This window comes from Candidatus Seribacter sulfatis (genome assembly GCF_964187635.1).
GTDB classification, from domain to species: domain Bacteria; phylum Verrucomicrobiota; class Verrucomicrobiia; order Opitutales; family Seribacteraceae; genus Seribacter; species Seribacter sulfatis.
On the sequence record NZ_CAXLMO010000038.1, the window covers coordinates 20,413 to 41,075 of the forward strand.

At 39.7% G+C, this 20,663-nt stretch carries 14 protein-coding genes; 10 read left to right on the forward strand and 4 right to left on the reverse strand.

The annotated features are described in order from the left end of the window. The first annotated feature begins 26 nt into the window (after positions 1-26). From ACKPQ5_RS04355 to ACKPQ5_RS04370, 4 genes are read left to right on the forward strand one after another with little or no spacing between them, the layout of a single operon-like run. The gene (locus ACKPQ5_RS04355) at positions 27-1,313 is read left to right on the forward strand and encodes a nucleoside monophosphate kinase (RefSeq protein WP_407677876.1); all 1,287 of its coding nucleotides are present in this window, start codon (positions 27-29) and stop codon (positions 1,311-1,313) included. A 32-nt stretch (positions 1,314-1,345) separates the two neighbouring features. After that, positions 1,346-2,464 carry an aminopeptidase gene (locus ACKPQ5_RS04360; RefSeq protein ID WP_407677877.1) on the forward strand — a complete coding sequence of 373 codons (1,119 nt, stop codon included), beginning with the start codon at positions 1,346-1,348 and terminating at the stop codon, positions 2,462-2,464. Between the two features lie 15 nt (positions 2,465-2,479). After that, positions 2,480-3,487: an adenosine deaminase family protein gene (locus ACKPQ5_RS04365; RefSeq protein ID WP_407677878.1), complete on the forward strand. Its 1,008-nt coding sequence runs from the start codon at positions 2,480-2,482 to the stop codon at positions 3,485-3,487. After that, positions 3,480-4,385, forward strand: coding sequence for an RluA family pseudouridine synthase (locus tag ACKPQ5_RS04370; protein ID WP_407677879.1), 906 nt, complete (start codon positions 3,480-3,482; stop codon positions 4,383-4,385). Before ACKPQ5_RS04365 ends, ACKPQ5_RS04370 begins: the two co-directional genes overlap by 8 nt. Positions 4,386-4,432: 47 nt before the next feature. Here the strand turns inward: ACKPQ5_RS04370 and ACKPQ5_RS04375 are convergent, their stop codons facing one another. Then, complete coding sequence (locus ACKPQ5_RS04375; RefSeq protein ID WP_407677880.1) at positions 4,433-5,248, reverse strand: LOG family protein; 816 nt, start codon at positions 5,246-5,248, stop codon at positions 4,433-4,435. Between the two features lie 250 nt (positions 5,249-5,498). On the opposite strand from ACKPQ5_RS04375, the gene ACKPQ5_RS04380 reads away from it, so the two are divergent. Next, a complete protein-coding gene (locus ACKPQ5_RS04380; RefSeq protein WP_407677881.1) occupies positions 5,499-5,741 on the forward strand; it encodes a hypothetical protein in 243 nt (80 codons plus the stop codon). A gap of 216 nt (positions 5,742-5,957) precedes the next feature. After that, positions 5,958-6,245 carry a hypothetical protein gene (locus tag ACKPQ5_RS04385; protein WP_407677882.1) on the forward strand — a complete coding sequence of 96 codons (288 nt, stop codon included), beginning with the start codon at positions 5,958-5,960 and terminating at the stop codon, positions 6,243-6,245. A 3-nt stretch (positions 6,246-6,248) separates the two neighbouring features. Here the strand turns inward: ACKPQ5_RS04385 and ACKPQ5_RS04390 are convergent, their stop codons facing one another. Beyond that, positions 6,249-6,737 (reverse strand): SixA phosphatase family protein, encoded by a 489-nt coding sequence (locus ACKPQ5_RS04390; RefSeq protein WP_407677883.1) that lies wholly within the window; start codon positions 6,735-6,737, stop codon positions 6,249-6,251. A gap of 55 nt (positions 6,738-6,792) precedes the next feature. Between ACKPQ5_RS04390 and ACKPQ5_RS04395 the strand changes: the two genes are divergently transcribed. Beyond that, positions 6,793-7,362, forward strand: a complete 570-nt coding sequence (locus tag ACKPQ5_RS04395) for a toxin-antitoxin system YwqK family antitoxin (RefSeq protein WP_407677884.1) — start codon at positions 6,793-6,795, stop codon at positions 7,360-7,362. On the opposite strand, the gene ACKPQ5_RS04400 is transcribed toward ACKPQ5_RS04395, so the two are convergent. Beyond that, on the reverse strand, positions 7,359-8,252 hold the full coding sequence (locus ACKPQ5_RS04400) for a hypothetical protein (RefSeq protein ID WP_407677885.1): 894 nt from the start codon (positions 8,250-8,252) through the stop codon (positions 7,359-7,361). The two genes, ACKPQ5_RS04395 and ACKPQ5_RS04400, sit on opposite strands and share 4 nt — an antisense overlap. Positions 8,253-8,363: 111 nt before the next feature. Between ACKPQ5_RS04400 and ACKPQ5_RS04405 the strand changes: the two genes are divergently transcribed. Together ACKPQ5_RS04405 and ACKPQ5_RS04410 are read left to right on the forward strand one after the other, a co-directional pair. Beyond that, on the forward strand, positions 8,364-9,089 hold the full coding sequence (locus ACKPQ5_RS04405) for a hypothetical protein (protein ID WP_407677886.1): 726 nt from the start codon (positions 8,364-8,366) through the stop codon (positions 9,087-9,089). Between the two features lie 74 nt (positions 9,090-9,163). Further along, entirely contained in the window at positions 9,164-10,357 is a 1,194-nt protein-coding gene (locus tag ACKPQ5_RS04410; protein ID WP_407677887.1) for a M29 family metallopeptidase, read from the forward strand. An 18-nt stretch (positions 10,358-10,375) separates the two neighbouring features. On the opposite strand, the gene ACKPQ5_RS04415 is transcribed toward ACKPQ5_RS04410, so the two are convergent. Continuing rightward, positions 10,376-10,627, reverse strand: a complete 252-nt coding sequence (locus ACKPQ5_RS04415; RefSeq protein WP_407677888.1) for a hypothetical protein — start codon at positions 10,625-10,627, stop codon at positions 10,376-10,378. A gap of 285 nt (positions 10,628-10,912) precedes the next feature. On the opposite strand from ACKPQ5_RS04415, the gene ACKPQ5_RS04420 reads away from it, so the two are divergent. Continuing rightward, positions 10,913-20,647 (forward strand): tandem-95 repeat protein, encoded by a 9,735-nt coding sequence (locus tag ACKPQ5_RS04420; protein WP_407677889.1) that lies wholly within the window; start codon positions 10,913-10,915, stop codon positions 20,645-20,647. Positions 20,648-20,663: the final 16 nt, after the last annotated feature.

Here is a 20,663-nt window from a genome sequence, read left to right on the forward strand (position 1 = left end):
ACTCCCTTCATGTACACAAAATTCTGATGCTTCCAAAATCTAAACCCGAACCACCTATTTCTTCCGACAGTTCTTCAAGCACTGAGGATCAATCAAACGAGTCCATTATTCCTGCTGATTTTGAAAACAAAGGGAAAAAGAAAGTGGAAGATCTTGAAGTAAAAGATGCGCAATTAATTTTTCACTCGATTTGGCATGAACTCGAACAAGAGGTCGGAGTGGAGAACCTTCATTTCCCGGCTGAGATATTCTGGCTTAATGGATCCCCGGGGGCGGGAAAAGGTACTCAGACTGCGTTTATCATGGAGTTTCGTGACCTGACTGAGAAGCCAATAATCGTCAGCGAACTGTTAAACTCTCCGGAAGCACGCAAGAAGATTGATGCGGGTCTACTGGCGGGAGATCGTGAAGTTACCAAGTTGGTACTTCGCAATTTACTGGAGCCCAATTATCAGAGTGGTGCTATTGTGGATGGGTACCCAAGAACAAAGACCCAGGTTGAATGTTTGAAACTTTTTCATCGTCGGCTCACTGAATTAAGACATAAATATCTTGGTACTTTTCAAGAAGCACAATTTCCAAAACCTCGTTTTCATATCATCATGCTATTCATTGATGAAGAAGAGAGCGTCAGAAGACAATTTATTCGTGGTCAAAGGTCATTGGATCATAATGCAGAAGTGGATGCCTCCGGTGTGGGGAAAAGAAGAGAGGTCCGGAAGACCGATTTGGATGAAGCGGCAGCACATAGTCGGTACAAAACCTTTAAGGAGTCAACCTATGATTCTCTTACCACTTTGCGTGATGTATTTCATTACCATTTCATCAATGCACATGGCTCGGTTATTGAAGTTCAGCAACGGATTATTCAGGAGCTTAAATATCAAAGTTCATTGGAACTGGATGAATTAACTCATGACCAAATTTCCTCGATTCCTCTGGCTCAAAAACTTTCGTTACATGCCAGGCAACTTTTAGTACAGAGGCTTGATTCTTATCAGAAATTTCACCCGGAGCTTTTTGAACAAGTCGTTGGCTTGATCAAAAGTAAATTCATTCCTATCGTTGAGAAACATTCCATTTCTGGTTTAGCTTATATTAATTCTGAAGCTTCCGTTTTTGATGATCCACTCGCTGTAGCGATGTTAATTGATATCTTCACAGAAAGAGGTTTCACCGCTGTTGTGGATATTCGAAGAATGGAAGTTCCTTCCCGAATTGATCCTAAAACCTATGAAATTATTAATCGGGTGAAGAAAGTCTATCGAGTAAGAATTAATTTCCCTGGTTCTACCATTCGACGAGGTTTGTAAAAATTCCACCTAGCTATTTCTTTACTTAAATTATGGATCATAGATACGAAAAATTAGCGGACACTCTAGTTTATCACTCCACCAAGTTAAATCCTGGAGAAAAGGTATTGATTCATGCAATTGATATCCCTCAGGATATGACCTTGGCACTAATTCGTGCGACCCGAGAATGTAAGGCAATTCCTTTTGTGCAGGTTCAAAATGGACGGATTGATCGCGAGTGTATATTGGGAGGAGAGGATATTCAGTTTGAAACTTCTCTCAGTTGGGAAATGGAGAGAATGAAGAGTATGGACGCTTACATAGCGATTCGTGGATCTTTAAATGTCTTTGAAAATTCTGACCTCCCACAGGAAGATTTAAAGCGGGCAATGAAGATACTGAAACCTGTTCTTGATTGGCGTGTGCAGAAAACAAAATGGTGCGTTTTGCGTTGGCCTTCTCCCTCGATGGCACAACAAGCAAAAATGAGTAGTGAGGCATTCGAGAACTTTTATTTTGATGCCTGTTGTATGGATTATGGACGAATGAGTGAAGGTATGGTTGCTCTCGAGAATCGTATGCGAAATGCGGATCAAGTTAAGATTGTTGGTCCGGGTACAGATTTGAAATTTTCAATTAAAGGGATCGATGCCGTAGCATGTGGAGGAACGCACAATATTCCTGACGGAGAAGTCTTTTCCTGTCCTGTTCGCGATAGTGTAGAGGGTACAATTACTTTTAATGCAGATACGATTTATCAGGGTACTTCCTTTTCAAATGTCGTTCTTCATTTTGAAAAAGGAAAAATTGTGGAATCAAGTTCATCCGCTAACTCTGAAAAATTAATCGAAATTTTAGATTCTGACGAAGGAGCTAGATTTATTGGCGAATTTGCGATCGCCTTTAATCCCATGATTCGTGAACCCATGCTTGATATTTTGTTCGATGAAAAAATTGCAGGCTCATTTCATTTCACTCCTGGACAGGCCTATGAAGAAGCTAACAATGGAAATAAATCCCAAGTTCATTGGGATATGGTAAACATTCAACGACCTGAATATGGTGGTGGTGAAATTTGGTTCGATGGTGAGATGATTCGAAAAGATGGTGAATTTGTTCCTGTGGATTTACATAAATTAAATCCTGATTATCTTTTGCAAAATTCATAGCACAATCTGACTGAAATGAGCCCGCCGGCATTGAATCAATTCCTTGCCTCTTTGCCCAAAACAGAGACCCATTTACATATTGAAGGTGCTCTGCCGTGGGAACTTTTAATTGAAAAAGATCCTGCGAAGTTTAATCCGGTTCCCTTTTTTCATGAACCGAACTTTAAGTATCAGAGTTTCGAGCAGTTTGAATCTATTCTTATCGAACATGCGATGGGTTGGTTTGATTCAGCAGAAAGTTATCATGAAGCGGCAAAAGTAATTTTTTCAAAACACATACAGCAAAATGTTAAGTATGTAGAAACAAGCTTTCACGCTGGAATGATTGAATTTTTGAAACTGCCTGGCGAAGAAATTTTAAATGCGATACTGGATGCTGTTCCAAAGGGACTTGAGGTTCGTGTTTTTCTTGGCATTAGTCGTAATGCATATACCCCTTATTTGGGTCCCATATTGGACCAGGCGATTGGTTGGTCCAATTTGTCCGGTATTGATTTACATGGTCTTGAGTCGTTACCATTCGAGACTTGGATTTCTCCTTTTTGGAAACGTGCACAGGAGCATGGGAAAACAGTAAAGGCCCATGCGGGTGAATTTGGTCCTGCTTCCAATGTGTCACAAGCCGTTAAAGAATTAAAGGTGAAGAGAATTCAACATGGTACCCGTGCATTTGAAGATGAGGAAGTAATGCAACTCTTGGTTGATGAACAGGTTACCCTTGATATGTGTCCCATCAGCAATGTTAAATTAAGAGTAGTGGATCGAATGGAAAACCATCCCATTAAAGATTTTATGAAGAGAGGAATTCGTTGCACTGTCAGTACGGATGACCCTTTATCTTTTAATAATTCATTGAATGAAGAATATACTTCTTTGGTGAATCACTTATCTTTTTCTTACCAGGAAATTGCCCACTTAGTATCCAATGGCTTCGAGGTTGCCGATTTGTCCGAGGCGACTAAAAAAAGTTTTCTCAGTCAAATTAAAGAAGAAATATCCAAAATGAACAGAGTTGATGGCTGAGGAACTTTTTATTTGCCCGGAAGGATTATCGGGAAGGGTTGATAAAATTCTTGCTCAGGTATTTCCAGATAAAAGTCGTTCGTTAATTCAAAAGGCAATTGAGGGGAAAAAAGTTAGACGACAAGAGGGGGCATTGCTTGTAGCGAAATCAAAGATCTATGCTGGAGAGGTATTGGTAATAGATCTGTCTCGAGATGACATTATTCCGTTAGTTGCAAGAGATATCCCCCTTACTATTTTATATGAAGACGAAGAAATAGTAGTAATTAATAAAGCAAGTGGAATGGTGGTTCACCCGGGAGATGGAACGAAGGATGATACCCTTGTTCATGCATTGCTCCATCACTACCCAAATGGTTTATGCCCAGTAGGAGCACCTGAAAGACCCGGTATAGTTCACCGTTTAGATAAGGAAACAAGTGGCGTTATGGTAATCGCAAAATCAGAACGGGCTTACTATTCGTTGGTTGATCAATTTTCGCAAAGGAAGACGGATAAAGAATATTTTGCCTTAGTTTTTGGGGAACTTCCCGAGGAGAAGGGAAGGGTGGATAAACCAATTGGCAGGCATCCCAAAAACCGGACCAGGATGGCAGTGGTTGAACACGGAAAGTCGGCATTGACTGAATGGGAAACCATTCGAACATATCAAGGACCTTTTAGTTTTTTGCGTGTTAAAATTCATACTGGTAGAACGCATCAAATCCGTGTCCATCTTTCATTTCTTGGTCATCCGTTGGCAGGTGACTCAACCTATGGAGCAAAGAATCACTCTGGATTTAATCGAGTGATGCTTCATGCGCATTGTTTGAAACTGACTCATCCTGTCAGTGCTGAACAACTTACTTTTAGAGCCGAATTACCCTTAGATTTTGAAACCTGTTTACATTTATTGTAGGGGGCGAAGGGAGATCCTGGTTTGTCAAATGGGTGGGTAATCTAGATCTAACTAATTTCTTTTAGGTTTTTGGTAATGAGTGCGAATGCCTCATCCACATCATCTACAATTTTAAATAATTCAATATCTTTGGGCGAGATAACACCCCATTTAATAAATTGTTCAAAATTGATTAGTCCTTCCCAAAATTCGCGCCCGTATAAAATAATAGGCATTTGTTTACCCAGTTTTTTGGTTTGGATTAATGTTAATGTTTCAAAAAGTTCATCCATTGTTCCAAATCCACCCGGGAAGACTACCACCGCTTTTGCGTGATAAAGAAAATAGAATTTACGTACAAAGAAATAATGAAACTCGAAGGATAATTCTGGAGTCGCATATTGATTCACGCCTTGTTCAAACGGAAGACTTATACCCAATGCGATTGATTTACCTTTGGCCTCAGTCGCACCTTTATTTGCCGCTTCCATCATGCCTGGTCCACCGCCTGAACAAACATAATATTTATTTCCAGGCACTTCTTTAGTATCGGACCACTCTGTTAGGCGGAACGAAAGTTTTACGGCTTCATCATAGTATTTGGACAATAGGACGATACTCTCCTTCTGGGCCAGTTCCGCTTGATCCTGATCTGAAATTGTTGCTTTTGAAGAAAGGCTTTTTTTGAATAACGAAAGTTCCTCCTGTGCTTCTTCCTGAGGTTTTGAGCGAGCGGATCCAAAAAAAACGATTGAGTTCTCAACTCCCTGTTCACGCAGCCGTACTTCAGGTTCAATTAATTCACATTGTACTCGGATTGGCCGTGCTTCATGGCTATTGAGGAACTCTTTATTTGAATATGCTTTGGATAATTTTTTTGTCATATTGATAGTGTCGCGTTTTCTTCGGTAAATGAAAAGTTCATTCAGAAAAATAAAAAATGATTTTTTACTAAAGTTGCGTGTTTAACGACCGATTATAATAATTAGCCGCAAGGATGCAGCCTCATTTATTACTGATTCAATCAACAGGAGGTCGATTAGAATCACAACCATAAGCAATGTCTTAGGACATTAAATTCAAATTGTTGTGATATTTATTCAAGACTATCTAGATAAAAAGGAATTGTTAACTATGAGTGACGAATCAAACCAAACTGCATCTAAATTTAACACCCAACGGGATGTGATCTCATTCCCCTCTGAAGCAGAGGACGAAGTTACCAAAGAAGAAATTGGTAAATGGGTCGATCAATTAATGGAGATGCCCGAACCTGAAATTTCCTCTTCAGTATTCGTTCATGAAGGATGTAACGAACTTGATGATCCATTGACCTGTGTTGCAGAAAGAATTCTTTCGGAAGAAAGCTATCTGTAGAATGCAATATTTTGGAAAATGAGGTATCTCATGATGAACCGACGAAATAGGTAAGAGGTTGAATCAAAATCTTTTCGTTAAAGATTTTGATTATACGGTCGACTATAGAGGTAGCTACATGGATGTAGCCTCATTAAAATTTGGTTCAATCCACAGGAGGTCGATTAGAATCACAACCATCAATTTTGCCTACTTGGCATTTTTAACAATTTTGTTGTGATATTTATTCAAGACTATCTAAAAACGGATGAAAACTTAATGATGAGTTCTGATTCTACTCCTTTGAGTTCAAACTCCAGTAATCAGAGTGTGGTTATTACATTCCCCACAGATCCAACTGAGGTAGTCTCCAAAGAAGAAATTGGTAAATGGGTAGACTTGCTAATGGAAATGCCGGAACCTAGGAATTCCGGTGCTGATTTCATCAACAAGGGACTTGAGCAATTCGATGATCCCTTGGGCTGTGTTGCAGAAAAAATTCTTTCAGAAGAAAATTTAAGATAGAATTCAATTTTTTTTGGGATATTCAAAATTTTCGATTGCACAACTTCCCACTTCGAGAAAATTCCATTTATCGGTTTTACTACTTAAAATTACCACTCCACATGTTGGGATACTTGAGATTGAACTCGATCCCAATAAGTTCGCGAGATGGGTAATGGTTGGGTTGTGAAATACTAAAGCAACGGAACTTATTTCTGAGGGAAATGTTTGAATTTTATCCAAAATTGTAGAGGTGGATCCTTCGTATAGTAGTTTGTCATATTCTACTCTTTGTAAAGGACACCATTGAGCTTTAATTAATGCGATTGTTTCTTTTGCTCGGCATGCAGTCGAAGAAATAATTTTTTCTGGAGAAGCGTAAAGGGATTTTAGTGTTTTGCCCATATTGGGGGCATCTTGTAGCCCTCTTGCATTTAATGTTCGTTCGTGATCTTGAATTTGGCTGTTGTCCCAAGAAGACTTTGCATGTCGAATTAAGAATAGGTTTTTCATTGCGGTAAGTTTTTTTCGTATTGCACGAGTCGGACTATTCTTCACCATATCAATTATGAGATCAATTATTCTTTCGTTCGTATGGATCACTTTTTACTTGGGGGGATGTAGTGATCAGGATCCCGAATCTGACACTCAAAACACAGAAACCGCTTTCATTGAAGTAGAGAAGAGCGAAGATTTGGTGATCGATGATCGATTTAGTTCAAAAGATCGTGATGTAGTCAAAATATTTGCCGATTTTGAAAAACCGATTGCGACCTTTCCCACGATTGAGCAACGCGAAGCAGTTACCCAAAAAAATGGTCGTCTATATCGTAAAGATTTATGGGACGAACCTTTTACCGGTACTGTGATTGAAAATTTCTCCGATGGATCACTTTCGTTAAAAACCTCTTATTACAGAGGATTACCCCATGGGCAACAAGTCAGGAATTTCTCCGATGGGCAAAGAGCCCTTGAGGCAAACTTTGATCAAGGTGTCCTCGTGGGGGTTAAATCGAGATGGTGGCCCAATGGAGTAATAAGGGAAGAGGCTTACTGGAGTGAAGGGAAGTATATTGGACGTCGTTTGTGGGATCGAACTGGACGACTAATAAAAGAGGAAATTACACCTCAAAGTTAGCTTCTTACTTTTTCACTTTCCTGAATTTTTGATACATACTCAGAAAAGTCTCCGACTCGGATAATGGATAGGTTCTCAATCACCTGCCTTCTTTCAATTGCACGAAGTAATTCGAATGATTCGTCGCTTATGTCGTCTGGCACTACTACGACGAGATGACGTGACTGGAGTCTGAAATTGGTATCGCTCAGTGTTTGAATTAAAGAAATTTCGTCACTATTTTCCCAAGTATTTCTAATTTCAACTCCAAGTGATAAGGAAGGAATCCACAAATCTGTTTCGCCGACTGAGTATCTCTTTCTTACCTCCAATTTAAGGGCCAATAACTTGTATTCACAAATATGAATCAGATCCATAATCGAAGCAGAATTACTTAATAATGATTCTTTTTCTTTTAGCACAAGGGATGAAAGGTAGGCGATCAAGTCGCCATGATGAAGCATCTGCATTCTTTCTCTCGCAAAACTCCGCAGGTGAGGATCTGGAAAGAGAGTGTCCAAAGAGAGTGTCTCGTTATTATTTTGTGCTGGATTGAATGTTTTGTTTTCAATTTTTAAAATAGCAGGTTCAAGGTCTTCTGGAAAAGGAATCGTGTGGACGCGAAGATCGTAACTCGCTTGCTTTCTAGACATTTCGCTCAGCTTCTCTCGAAGCCATATACCAAGGTAGAAAACATTTTTATTATTTTCATATCCAACTTCTCTGTATCCTTTTACTTTTTCCCTGAATGCAAATACGCCCTTATCATAGTACTCGTATGGTCCATCCAATTTATTTACCGATGCGGCAACTTCTTCAATTAAGTCTCGATCATCTTTCCAGTCTCTTCTCCTCCGGTGGTAAACTGGGGTTCCAATCGTCGATGCTCTCGGTCTTTCAAATCTAGGCATTTTTATAGAATAAGATAATTTAAGAACACTTTCAATCTATATTATGTCAGGAATTTTAAAGTTTTCATATTGTTGCATTGAATAGGGAAGAGTGTTTGAATTCAATTCCTTATGAGAATCATAAAAGTTGAATTTTTCTTTAGTGTTTTTTTATTACTGCTGATTTCTTTAACTGATTCTTTCGGAGAATTAAACAAATCACAAGTTTCCCCGTCCGGAAACGAAGCAAATAGCACACTGTTAAAGCAAGAGGTTATTAGAGTTATTAAACCTGGAGTCTTTGACTACCAATCACAGGATTACATGGTTCGGATGAGAGTATGGGGAGTTGAGTTTCCTAAGCGGGAACAACCTGGTTACAATGAGGCACTCACATTTAGTGAACAAAAACTCTTATCTGTCTCCCCGAAAATTCAAATAAGGCAAGAATTTGATTTGCAAAATTTGAAAGTGGTGGAAGTTACCATCATGAATGGGCAGATGAATTTTAGTAGGGAGGCTATTTCGCTTGGAATTGGCTGGCATTCAGAAAAAGAATCGAACCGTTACGGTCCTTTTGTAATCGCTCAGCTAAAAGCGAAAAGATTAAATTTAGGAATTTGGGCTAATAATTTTAACTACAAGCAAATTCAATCCCCTTCTTCCATACCCACACCTCGGCTTCCCGGAATGTACAATAGCCAAAGATCTTTCGTCCCATCGCTTAGTTTTTGGGTGACTACTTTTGGAAAGATTCACCGACCAGGGTGCTCTTTTTATCAAAGAGGGCGGGGGAATTTGACCTCAAAACCCCAAGGACTTGATTGTCGAATATGTGGAGGTCGGAACTCGAAATAATTAAAAAATTTAAAAAAATGTGTTTTTTTAAAGCGTAGTATTGTAGAATTCGCAAAAACTTATATACAACCCTTATGTATTTACCAAATATCAACGAATTCCCAAAGTTTTCTTTAAAGCGTCTTCTCAGTACCTGTTTTGGCAATAATGATTCAGGAGGGAAACAAATCTGCATATTAATTGATCTTCCTGACCTTGCTTTGATGCACGGGCACAAATTTTTGGATTCTAGCGAGTTTTCTGTTCAGAAGTATGCACACGATGTCTTTCTTCGAGATTTAAAAAACGGAGTATCACAGGATCTCAATTATTCGGGCAATGACATATTTGCATTCAAAACTACTGGCGGAAGCAACCTAGATCCGGAGGATGCAGCAACTAATTTCAACGGTGATTCTCTTTCCTTGGAAAATGATATTTATCCAAAATATGATATCATACTTGCGATTACTGATTATTCATTAACTGCACCATTAACTGCTTCTGCTAAGATTCATGGCTTTCGTGGTGCTACACTGCATGGTGTTAATGATATAATTTTGAACTCAGGTTTAGCGGTTGATTACAATGAAATTAGCAAACAATCTGAACTCTTTAGGAGTGTATTAGATCAGTCTGATTCCTTTGAACTCGACTTTGAAGTGTTGGGGAAAAAGTCTACACTCACAATCAATTGCCAAAACCAATCGGCTCAGAAAAGTCATGGTCTTTGCCCGGGGGGGATACCCGATGTTGCAAATCTTCCCGCCGGTGAAGTTTATTTTGTTCCCACATCTGCCTCGGGATCATTTCCATTTCGTTTTTCGGACGGTACGCTCGCCCAGATGGAGGTTGATAACGGAGCAATTATAAATGCCTCGCTCATTCGAGGAGATCAACAGAAAGTTGATGACCGCAACCAGCAACTCAAGGAAGATCCTGCAACCGGTATAATCGGAGAACTTGGCTTTGGTACTCAATTACTACCTTTCTCTGGTAAAGATATTCAAGATGAGAAAATACTCGGTACTTGTCATGTTGCCACCGGACGGAGCGATCATTTAGGAGGTTCATTAACCCCTGACCTTTTCAATTCACGGATGAATGCATCGCATGATGATATTTTATATGCACCACCAAAGACTCCTGAAATTAATGTTTCGGAAGTAAGAATGAACAAAAATGGGGAGAGTATTAGTATTTTAAAGGACTTTCAGCCCACTGCTTTTTTACTGGATCATCTCTCCTCTGAGTATCCGGTTGAAAAATTTCTAACCAGTGTCTCCTAACAGAAGATTTTTTTTATTTTATTTAACAGGATTTTTCCTGTTCACAGTTTCTGTTTTTGGCTTTCGACAAGCACCTTCTGTCCCTCGTGCACCCTCAGTCAGTAAAGTTCGTACTGTTCCAAGCTTCGGTGCCTTCAAGCGTGCACCCTTCGTACCCTCCGCTCGAATTGCTCGAAAATCACCAGGCGCTCCTCGTTCTCCCACTGCTAGATATCCAAAGCGTGTCAAGCGCCCACCTTTAGTTAAACGTCCTAAGCCGGTCAGAAACACTCCGTTTGTTCAACGTGTGCCTACATCCAAAAGAGTTCCTTATGTAAGACGAGTACCGAAGAGGTCATGAGTTAGATCCTTCCGAGTTCACTCGGGCAAAATTTTTCCCTAAAAGCTTTGCAATACGACCTTATATTTAGGAGGTTATTGTTAATGTTTGTGCGCTTACCTATTTTTGCTCGTTGGAGTAATTGCATCCTCGTTTTTTGCAAAAGGTTGCTGGTTTGTTTGTTTTTGCTTTTTTTGTCTCAGCACAGAGGGTATTCGAGCAACCAAGATGGTAGTATGAACCAGACATATTCGGTGGATTGGAATGGTACGGTCTTCTTAGTGAGTGGGGATGGGTTTTTGAATTCATCCTTTCCCACTTTGTCATTATACGAAAATAATTATTATGTTTTTAACAATAACAGCACTGGGGAGTTTCGTTTTTCTGTAGGAGAAGATAACAATACTCAATATTCAAGCCTTGATGTTTGGAACAACGGGTCTTACAGCAGTGACGAATATTTGTTGTACTCCCCTGAGTTAAATTCTTCCCGAATCCTTTACTATTTCAATCCCGAAGATAACGCTTCGGTTGGCCAAATTAATATTTCTCCTCATGATTCACAATTTTTTCATCCCCAAGTTAATGTAACTTCTTTTAAATTTGGTCAATCGGTTGCAATTAATGATTGGAACCAAACTATTATTGGTTCCCCGGGGGAGACAATATCTCATGACGGTGCAATTCATGTTTTCAATAAAGAAGTAAATGGAAGTTACTCTTACCTTGAAGAAATTGTTCCTCCTGTGTTGGGTCAAAATGGCCAGTTTGGCCATGCATTGGAAGTAGAAAACCAATTTCTTTTTGTGAGTTCGCCTGATAGTTCGACTTATTCCGGTTTAGTCGATGTTTTTACTCGCGAATCGAATGGAAGTTATGGATTTACGGAAAGCCTGAATACCTTTGCAGATAATTTGGACAGTTTTGGTTGGGATATTTCTGCCTCTGGTAATTATTTGGCAGTCAGCTCACGACAATCCATCAACAATGGTGGTGGTAAAATCTCAATTTTTGAAAATAATGGTACTAATTGGGGTAATGTTACTGTTTTACGTGCAGATGATAATCAAAGTAATGATGAATTTGGTTACTCATTAAACCTTTCTGGTTCTCGTCTACTTGTAGGTGCACCGAAAGCGGACGCTAATGGTACTGATTCGGGAGCAGCCTACATTTTTGAGCAAAATGGATCGGGATGGAATCAAACTGCAAAGCTATCTCCGAGTGGTTTATCGGCTGGCGATGAGTTTGGATATTCAGTCTCGTTAGCAAATAATTTGGCCTTCGTCGGAGCGAGGCAAAAAGATGGAAATAGAACTAATGCGGGAGCGGTTTATATTTTTCATCTTAATGGACTGAACTGGGAGCAGGTTTCAATAATTTATCCACCCCAAGACCAATCCAATCAGTTTTTTTCTTCTGACTTGAAAGTAAACTCGGATATTCTTGCTGTCTCCTCACCCAGTCAGGGTGAGGGGTATGTATATTTATATCGTGTGGAAAACAATGGTTCGAATATTTCATTGATTTCGAGCCTGGGTCTTGATGAGGCCAATTCCACGGATCAGGGTTTTCTTTCTATCGCATTGAAAAATGGAACCGCGATAGTTGGAATTCCTGGAGATAGTACTTTTGCGGATGTCGGTGGTGGTGCTTTGGCGTTTCATAATGATGCATGGCAAATGAAGGTTTTACCCGAGTTGGCGCCGATTATTGATCATAATGCATCGAGAAATCATACTATCGCGGAAGATAGTGGAATCTATCAATATGACTTCAACGGTTCACATCCATTTGATTCAAATTTGATTTGGTCTCTATCCCTCCATCCAGATGGTAATGCAAGTTTTGATTTAAATTCTACTACTGGCATGTTTTCTTACACTCCAGATGGCAATTTTAGTGGAATTCATGAATTTCAAGCGACTCTTTCAAATGAAAATTACTTCGATGTAGTTGATTTTAATGTAACAGTCACACCGGTTCAGGATGCTCCAATATTTATTACCACCTCTCTTCCATCAGGCATGGAAGGAGATGATTATAACCAAACTATCTCCGTTTTTGACGCCGATGATGATGACAACCTATCTTTGAGTTATAACTCTGCTTTAGTGGGTTTAAACGTATCCGGGTTTAATATTGTTGGAGTTCCGGATGCAGGAAGTGCGAATGGACAAGCATATCAGGATTATAATGTTACTCTTTCGCTTAATGACGGGAATGTTAGTGTCCAAGGAATATTCGATATTCGGATTCTCAAGCGCAATAACCCGCCACAAATTTGGGTGAACGGAGATTCTAATCTATCAGTTTTACCTGATATTACTCTAAGTGAGGATTTTAATGAGACTACTTGGTATGCCTCTTTACCATTTTTAGACTACAATGATTCAGACGGTCATTTAGTTGATCTTAATGTGACCGTTTATCCAACCTATGGGAATCTGACTTGGGACATTAATGCAACCGATTTGAACAGGAGTATTTCCTATACTCCGCTTGTACCTCATTTCAATGGAACTGATTCCTTTACGATGATTTTAAGAGATATTGAAGGGGAGGGTAATAAATCTACTGTATTAACTTTTAACTTGGTGGTTTCTCCAGTCAATGACCCTCCAGTAATTTCGTCTGTGCCTTCCTCCACTGTCGTAAATGAAGGTGATATGTTTCATTACCCACTGGTGTTATTGGACCCAGATCTTAGCGATGTGGGAAGCACGGAGGTGCTCAATGTGACGGTTGAGAACCTTCCTCCCAGTGGATGGTTGGAATACAATTCCACCACTCAGATTTTATCGGGTACGCCATCTTGGTCGGACTATGAGGACGCGGGACCGAGGCTAATAGTCATTAAGGTGTTTGATCATGCTGGATTGGAGGATACTCAAGCATTTACCCTTCAAGTTATCCCTGATAACTATCCACCAGTGATAACACAGGGGGCGACTTTCTCAACCTCCCTGAATGAGGATTCAGTTCTCAATACGTGGAGTGGGCTTGATTTATCCGTTACAGGATTAGACCAGACCTTGGGTACTTTAACTTGGGCAATTTCACAGCAGGCCCAAAATGGAACCGCATCGGTTACAGGAACCGGAACAACACCCACTTCCCTGAGCTATCAACCAGATGGTAATTTTTCTGGAACTGATTACTTTTTAGTTCAAGTTTTTGAATCTTTGGATCCAAATGCTTCGGACGTAATTCGAATTAATTTAAATGTTTTGCCAGTAGAGGATGATCCGGTTTTTAAGAGTTTGACCTCAGGGGTGGCCATCCAGGATTTCCTCTTTGACTATAATATCACAACTTTTGATGCAGACCTTGGTACAAATGTAACGATTTCCTCTCTTGTTCCTTTACCTGGGTGGTTAAGCTTAAGTGATTTTGGGAATGGTTCGGCACGATTGAGGGGCACACCTAATCAATACGACCTTGGTAATAACTTAATCGTGCTCGAAGTTCGCGATCAAACGAATCGATTTGCAGTTCAGGCTTTTATGCTTGTTGTTTTGGATGAAAACACCAATCCAGTCATCGCACAGGGAGAAACCACCACCTTTGTGCATACAGAGGATCTGGCTTGGAATGGAAGTTCGCTCATTTCCGCAACCGATATAGACGGACAATTCTTAAATTGGACTCTCAAATCGAGCCCATCCAATGGAAGTGCTCAAGTTTCTGGTCAGGGTTCATCGCCCCCTGTTTTAGACTATATTCCTGATTCAAACTTTTCAGGTTTGGATTCTTTTCAGGTTGAAGTCAGTGATGGAATTGGAAGTGATTTTATTACCATTAATTTAAATATCCAAAATGTTGACGATGCACCCGTTTTTTCGATTCTTCCCACCGATCAGGTTACGATCGATAACCAAAGTTTTGCCATTTCTCCAAAGGTATATGATGCAGATAGCCTAGTTGGAAGCGAGATTCAATTGACTGGTCCTGCATGGCTCGGAGTTTCCTCTTTTGATCGTTCCACCGGAGTTGTTCAATTGGCAGGAGTTCCTGGAGAAAGTGATGAAGGCAATTCATCCTTTTCTTTACTAATTACCGATTCAACTGGTTTACATAATTCCGCTGAATTTAAAGTTCAGGTGCGGGTTCTTAATTATGCACCATTAATCAATTCTGGTTCGGCGTTGGTATCGGTTACAATGATCGAGGATGATAATACAAGTTGGAGTGCACCCAATTTAGTTGGTGCTGATCACGAAACTTCTGCAAATGATTTAGTATGGTCTTCCACTAAGCCCAACTTTGGTTCCGTTTCCGTTTCGGGTACTGGTTCTAGTCCGGTTACTTTTGATTATTATCCTGACGGAAATTTTTCTGGCTCAGATTTCTTTACAGTTATGGTAACCGATGGGGGTGGGATTGAGGGATCACCTCCTAAATATGATACGATTTTAGTGAATGTGGAAGTTTCTCCTGTAAACGACGCTCCGGTTTTTATTTCCACCCCAATGACGGACAGGAATGAATCTTATAGTTGGAACGATGAATCAGTCTATATTTATCAGGTAAAAACCTATGACGCAGACTGGAATTATGAATGGCACACCATTGATCTAAATGTCAGTGGGAATCTACCGGAATGGTTAACTTTTAAAGATGAGGGAAATGGTACCGGACTTCTTTATGGATTGGCTTCCGTCCAAGAGGAAGGAAATTATACTATTTCTCTTGAGGTTTTTGATTCCAATCAAACTTCAACGATTCAGAATTTCACGCTGGAAATCAGAATCGATAATTACCCGCCAGTTTTTAAGTCAGTCAGCGAAGCGAACAAAACAATTTCTGAATTAATTGTATATGTTGATGAGGATTCTAATCTAAGTAGTTCCCGGGGCGGATGGGTTGCCCCCTCTGACTACATAGCTGTAGACCCTGATCCGACAAAGCCATCAGCAATGCCCCTGACTTGGACTTTGGCAGAAAATCCTAATAGTGGGGCAAGTGTAGTAGTTCAGGACTCACCTGATTTCGGTGTACTTGACAGGCAACGACCTTATTTATTTTCTTATCTTCCCAGACATAATTTTTTTGGTGATGATATTATCAAGCTCAAAGTGAGCGATGGTAATCGAAGTTCTATCCTTCCTGTACGGGTAAAAGTAAGAGCTCTTCCTGATGCCCCCACTTTTACCACATCGTTTGACTCTGTATTAGTGGCAAAAGAAGGAGCTCAGTTCAGCTTGGATATTTCAACTGTTGATCCTGATAATAGTCCGAGGACTATCAAGGTTTTTGGACTACCATCAGGGGGGAACTCATGGCTCAAGCTGGGTGACCAAAATAGTACCAATGGGAGTGCTCGCTTGTTTGGTGTTGCCCCTTCGCAAAGTAGTGGCGATCGATATCAACTTGCTTTTGTTGTTACCGATGAGACAGGTCTATTTTCAGTGCTCAATTGTCAACTTGTTGTGGATGGAAAGAATTTAAGCCCTGTAATTGACGCTGGTTCCTTCATGACCATTCGTTTCGATAGTAGTGGACAAGCACATCCTTCTGATATCGCTCGATTATATGCAAGTGATCGCGAGGGAGAAAATCTTCTCTGGAGTCTGTCTCCCAATTCTTTACCCTCCTTTGGTACGGCATCTGTATCTGGGAATGGAACCTCAAATCCTCAGATTAAATACCTTCCTTATTCTTCTGTGCAAAAGGATCGCTTTGGGATAAGGGTATCCGATGGGGTAAGTTTTGATGCAATTGAAATTACTGCCATTATCGTTGAAAACTTCGATTCATTTGATGTTACTGAACCGACGATAACTTCCACATCAGCAGGGCTTATTTTCTCCGATCATTTTAAGATATCTAATCTGACCCGGAACTCGGTTACTCAAGCACTAATGCTTCAAGGTCCAGCATGGCTAAAAGTGAAAAAAGTGACATATGATTTATTTAAGTTAGAGGGTATGGTTCCTGATAATGTTACTGGAGACTTTGCAATAAAACTTTCCTTTTTGGAAAATAATGAACGGAAAGCGCTCAAAGAGTATACTTTGAAGGTTTTAAATATTTCTCCTCCTCAACTCAGTCTTAAAGGAGATCAATTTATTCAATTAAGCGTGGGGCAAACATTTTCAGACCCGGGTTATCTTTCCACTGCTCAAGACGGTAGTGATTTAAATGACAGTGTTGAAGGTGCTGTAGATACAAGTCAAAAGGGTCTTTATCAAATTACTTACCGCTCGGAAGATTCTTCAGGGAATTTCTCAGAATTAAAAAGAACTGTTCAAGTTGTGGATCGAAATGACAGCGTTCGTATATCGAATATTACTTCAATCCTCCCAGTAGGACTTGATACTTTTGCAGTTTTAAAAAACGGATCTTTTTTACTTGGCTCTTCGTCTGAGTCGGAAGCAATAGTATCCAAATACGATAATTATGTAGAGCTCTCCCATCCAATTCACACACTAAGATTTAAAGCACAGAAAATTTCGATTGAACAAATTCTGGAGCTAAAAGACGGAGGTTTTTCAGTCTGTGGCGTCTTTCGTGGGAATTTAGAATTTGGTAAGAACTTAGTGACTTCGAAAGGAAATCATAATGTTTTTATTCTGAGACTAGATAATAATTTCAAACATGTTTGGTTAAAGACTATTTCCTGTTCCTCTACCTTGTCTAATTTAGAACAAATGGAAACTATCGATCAATCCATTCAAATTGCGGGAAACTTTCGAGAACAACTTAAACTCAATTCCCAAAATTGGAATGCACAGGGTGAGAGCGATAATTTTGTCATGAAATTATCAGATTCCGGAGAGTTGATATGGCTCAAGACTTATGGAGGTGAGGGAACGGAGGAAATGGTCGGGATGGGAGCATTATCAGATGGATCTTTTGTTACAGTAAGCAATTCAGTGAAAGAAAACTCTCCGTCCTATTCTACTTTAGTTAAATTCAGCAAAGACGGAGTCGTAACCGGAGGGAAGTCCTTCCCCAATGTTAACTTGAATCAGTCGCTCGGTCTTGAATGTATAAATGATTCACTATTGGTTGTTGGGCAATTTGAAACTCAACTAGTCATTGATTCTATGGCAATTTCTTCCAGTTCCCTTTCGAGTGGGTTTACTTTATCCTTTAATTCTGATCTCGAATTAAATTGGATGAAATCCTTTTCTTCTACTGGAAGTACTTCTGTACGGGAAGTCCAGACAGATCGATTTGGATATCCAATTGTTGTTTTAAATTACGATGGGAACTTGTCGATTCCTGGCAGTTCGCTCATTCATGAAGCGTTAGGATTGAATGATTTGATGCTTATTAAATTAGACCCAATTACCGGAGCAATCATTTGGGAAGAACCAATCAGCACAGCAGGGAATGATCTTGTCAAAGAGTTTCAAGTCGGTCCATTTGGAACTATCTTATTAGGGGCTTCTTTCACTTCGCCATTTAGCTTAAACGAATTTTCATATTCTGTGGGAAATCAGTTTTTGGTCCAAGTTGAATCTATTCTGGGGAAACCGACTTTTACTTCCTTTTCTAATTTGAATCTTCAGGGAAATACTTTTTTTCATCAGGAAATTAAAGTTCTCAATCAACCGTTTGTCCGAATGGAGTTAATTGAATCTCCTCCGTGGATGAATTTTCAAGATAACTTAAATGGAACAGGCATGCTTGGTGGTGTTCCATCTAGTACGATTTCCAGTACTGGAAATGTAAAGGTTCGAGCATACAATGGAGATGGTGGTATTTCTGATTTAGATTTTAATTATTCTGTTACAAGTAATCCCGAAGCAATAATTTCTAATCAAACATTACCCTCTTTTTCTTCTGCGCTTAATTTTGGTAAAGAAGTCAATATTTCTTCTACTACTCCTTCATCAGATGGAAAATACTTGATCGGTGGTACCTTTTCTCAATCAGTTAAATTAGGGCAAACTATTCTTCGCAGCCAAGGCCAAAAAGATGGCTTTGTCGCAAAGGTTTCTTTGAGTGGAAATATAGATCGTTCGGTACAATTGATCAGTTCAGGTGATTTATCTGTAGGCTCTACGATTCTTGGACTCGATGGCGAAATTTATATTATTGGAGACTTTAGCGGAGATCTTCAAATTGGTCCTTTTAGTATTAAGTCTTCGGGTGGATATGACTTATATGTGGCTCAATGGTCAGAAGATGGATCTTTGAAAAACCTGAGCTCAATTGGAAGCTCCTCCAATGAGTACTTTCAGGAAGCTTGCTTTTTTCAAAATAGTCTTTTTTTGACAGGACAATTTGACGGAATTTTCTCCCATGGTGCTTACTCTGTTAATTCAAATGGAGGAAAAGACGGCTTTGTTTTAGAAGTCCCCTCGATTGATATCTCTTCTGCTACCTGGTTACAAAGCTTTGGAGGAATTGAAGACGACAGGGTTGATGCTCTTGCTATTTCATCAATGGGCAAAATTTTCCTTGCTGGTTCTTATCAAGGAACTTCTTCTTTTGGAGATATTACCCTTCAATCACTTGGTCTGTCCGATTGCTTTGTCGGGGAACTCAATAATAAGGGAATTTGGCAAAATATTTACTCTGGTGGCGGAGAAGGAGCAGATGAGGTCAATGGCCTCTACATTCAAAAAGAAAACCGGGTAGTGATTGCTGGTAATTTTCGAAACTCGATGAGTTGGGGAAATCGAGAAGTGATAAGTAACGGGAAGCAGGATGGTTTTATTGCTGTTCTTACTGATAAAGGAAATTGTATTTCCTTCAATGCCTACGGGGGTACTGGAAATGATTCAATTGACTCAATTCAGAAAAATTCGATTCACTCTTATTTTGTTGGTTCCTTCTCCAATGAAATAAAATTGGGTGAAAAAACATTCTCAACATCCGGTAAGAAAGATTCTTTCTTAGCAAAGCTCAACCAAGAGGGTACTAGTGTAATTGATGCCGTGCAGATCGGAGGGGCAGGAGATGACTTAATGAAATCTATTACCAGTGCATTTTCTGGGCATATACTGACTACAGGAATAACTACTGGAATAATGGACTCAAGTGGATCTTTATCCACCGCGGAGAACGGATCTCTTAATTCGTATATCGCACTATGGGGACCCAGCCAGTTTATTCCCATTCTTTCTCCTACACCTAAAAAAAGCATTCCTACATCCAGTATGTATCGTTACGCATTCAACTCTGGACCTTGGCCGAGTGGGACCGAGGTGGCCCTCAATATTGTGCAAAAGCCGGATTGGTTAAATATAGACCTTTTTACGGATGGCAGTGGTTTAGTTTGGGGAAAAAGTCCAACTACAGATAGTCCCGATGTAACAACGGTGAGATTTGATATTAATTCGACCAGCCTTCCGGGACTGACCGCTGAATGGCAGGTCAAAGTTTTAGCGAAAGGAAGTGCTTTCTCTATTCTTGGAAACCCAGTTTTGAATGGAGTTCAATTTGAACCATACCGCTCCGAATTCATACTTACCGGTTCATCGTTTGATAATATTTTAATAATACCCGAGGGTTTCCCAAAATGGTTACAATTAAACCGCATATCGAATAATCGATTTGTGATCGAAGGAACACCATTAGAAAGAGACACTGGAACTTTTCCGATTCAGGTATTTGCCGACAAGTTCATCGATCAGAATTTTAGTTATCAAGAAACTCTTGAATATTCCTTAACTGTTCAGACTAAAATGTCTCAAGAAGCAACCTTGACTAATTTGGGGGACTGGAAAACAAATTGGTTAGGCTATTTTAATACATTTGATAATTCATGGACTTATCACGAAGATTTTTTATGGATCTATTTAGTGGCTGGTACCCAATCCGATAATATCTGGTTTTGGACTGAAAGATGGGGATGGTCCTGGACCAATACAGAAAATTGGGACGCCACTAAGGGGGAGGGCTATTTATACAACTCTTTGCTTTCGGACTGGTTGTTTTTTAGAAGAAAGCAAGATAACGTACCATCTGCTGTTTACCACTACAGTTTGAAGAAATGGCTTTCCTATGAATGAAAGCGATTACATGCCT

Bases quoted from the DNA above. Each gene is read 5' to 3' on its own strand.
- ACKPQ5_RS04375 (WP_407677880.1), bottom strand. From the start codon at position 5,248: ATGACAAAAAAATTATCCAAAGCATATTCAAATAAAGAGTTCCTCAAT.
- ACKPQ5_RS04390 (WP_407677883.1), bottom strand. From the start codon at position 6,737: ATGAAAAACCTATTCTTAATTCGACATGCAAAGTCTTCTTGGGACAAC.
- ACKPQ5_RS04400 (WP_407677885.1), bottom strand. From the start codon at position 8,252: ATGCCTAGATTTGAAAGACCGAGAGCATCGACGATTGGAACCCCAGTT.
- ACKPQ5_RS04370 (WP_407677879.1), top strand. From the start codon at position 3,480: ATGGCTGAGGAACTTTTTATTTGCCCGGAAGGATTATCGGGAAGGGTT.
- ACKPQ5_RS04420 (WP_407677889.1), top strand. From the start codon at position 10,913: ATGAACCAGACATATTCGGTGGATTGGAATGGTACGGTCTTCTTAGTG.
- ACKPQ5_RS04410 (WP_407677887.1), top strand. From the start codon at position 9,164: ATGTATTTACCAAATATCAACGAATTCCCAAAGTTTTCTTTAAAGCGT.
- ACKPQ5_RS04360 (WP_407677877.1), top strand. From the start codon at position 1,346: ATGGATCATAGATACGAAAAATTAGCGGACACTCTAGTTTATCACTCC.
- ACKPQ5_RS04405 (WP_407677886.1), top strand. From the start codon at position 8,364: ATGAGAATCATAAAAGTTGAATTTTTCTTTAGTGTTTTTTTATTACTG.
- ACKPQ5_RS04395 (WP_407677884.1), top strand. From the start codon at position 6,793: ATGAGATCAATTATTCTTTCGTTCGTATGGATCACTTTTTACTTGGGG.
- ACKPQ5_RS04365 (WP_407677878.1), top strand. From the start codon at position 2,480: ATGAGCCCGCCGGCATTGAATCAATTCCTTGCCTCTTTGCCCAAAACA.
- ACKPQ5_RS04380 (WP_407677881.1), top strand. From the start codon at position 5,499: ATGAGTGACGAATCAAACCAAACTGCATCTAAATTTAACACCCAACGG.
- ACKPQ5_RS04355 (WP_407677876.1), top strand. From the start codon at position 27: ATGCTTCCAAAATCTAAACCCGAACCACCTATTTCTTCCGACAGTTCT.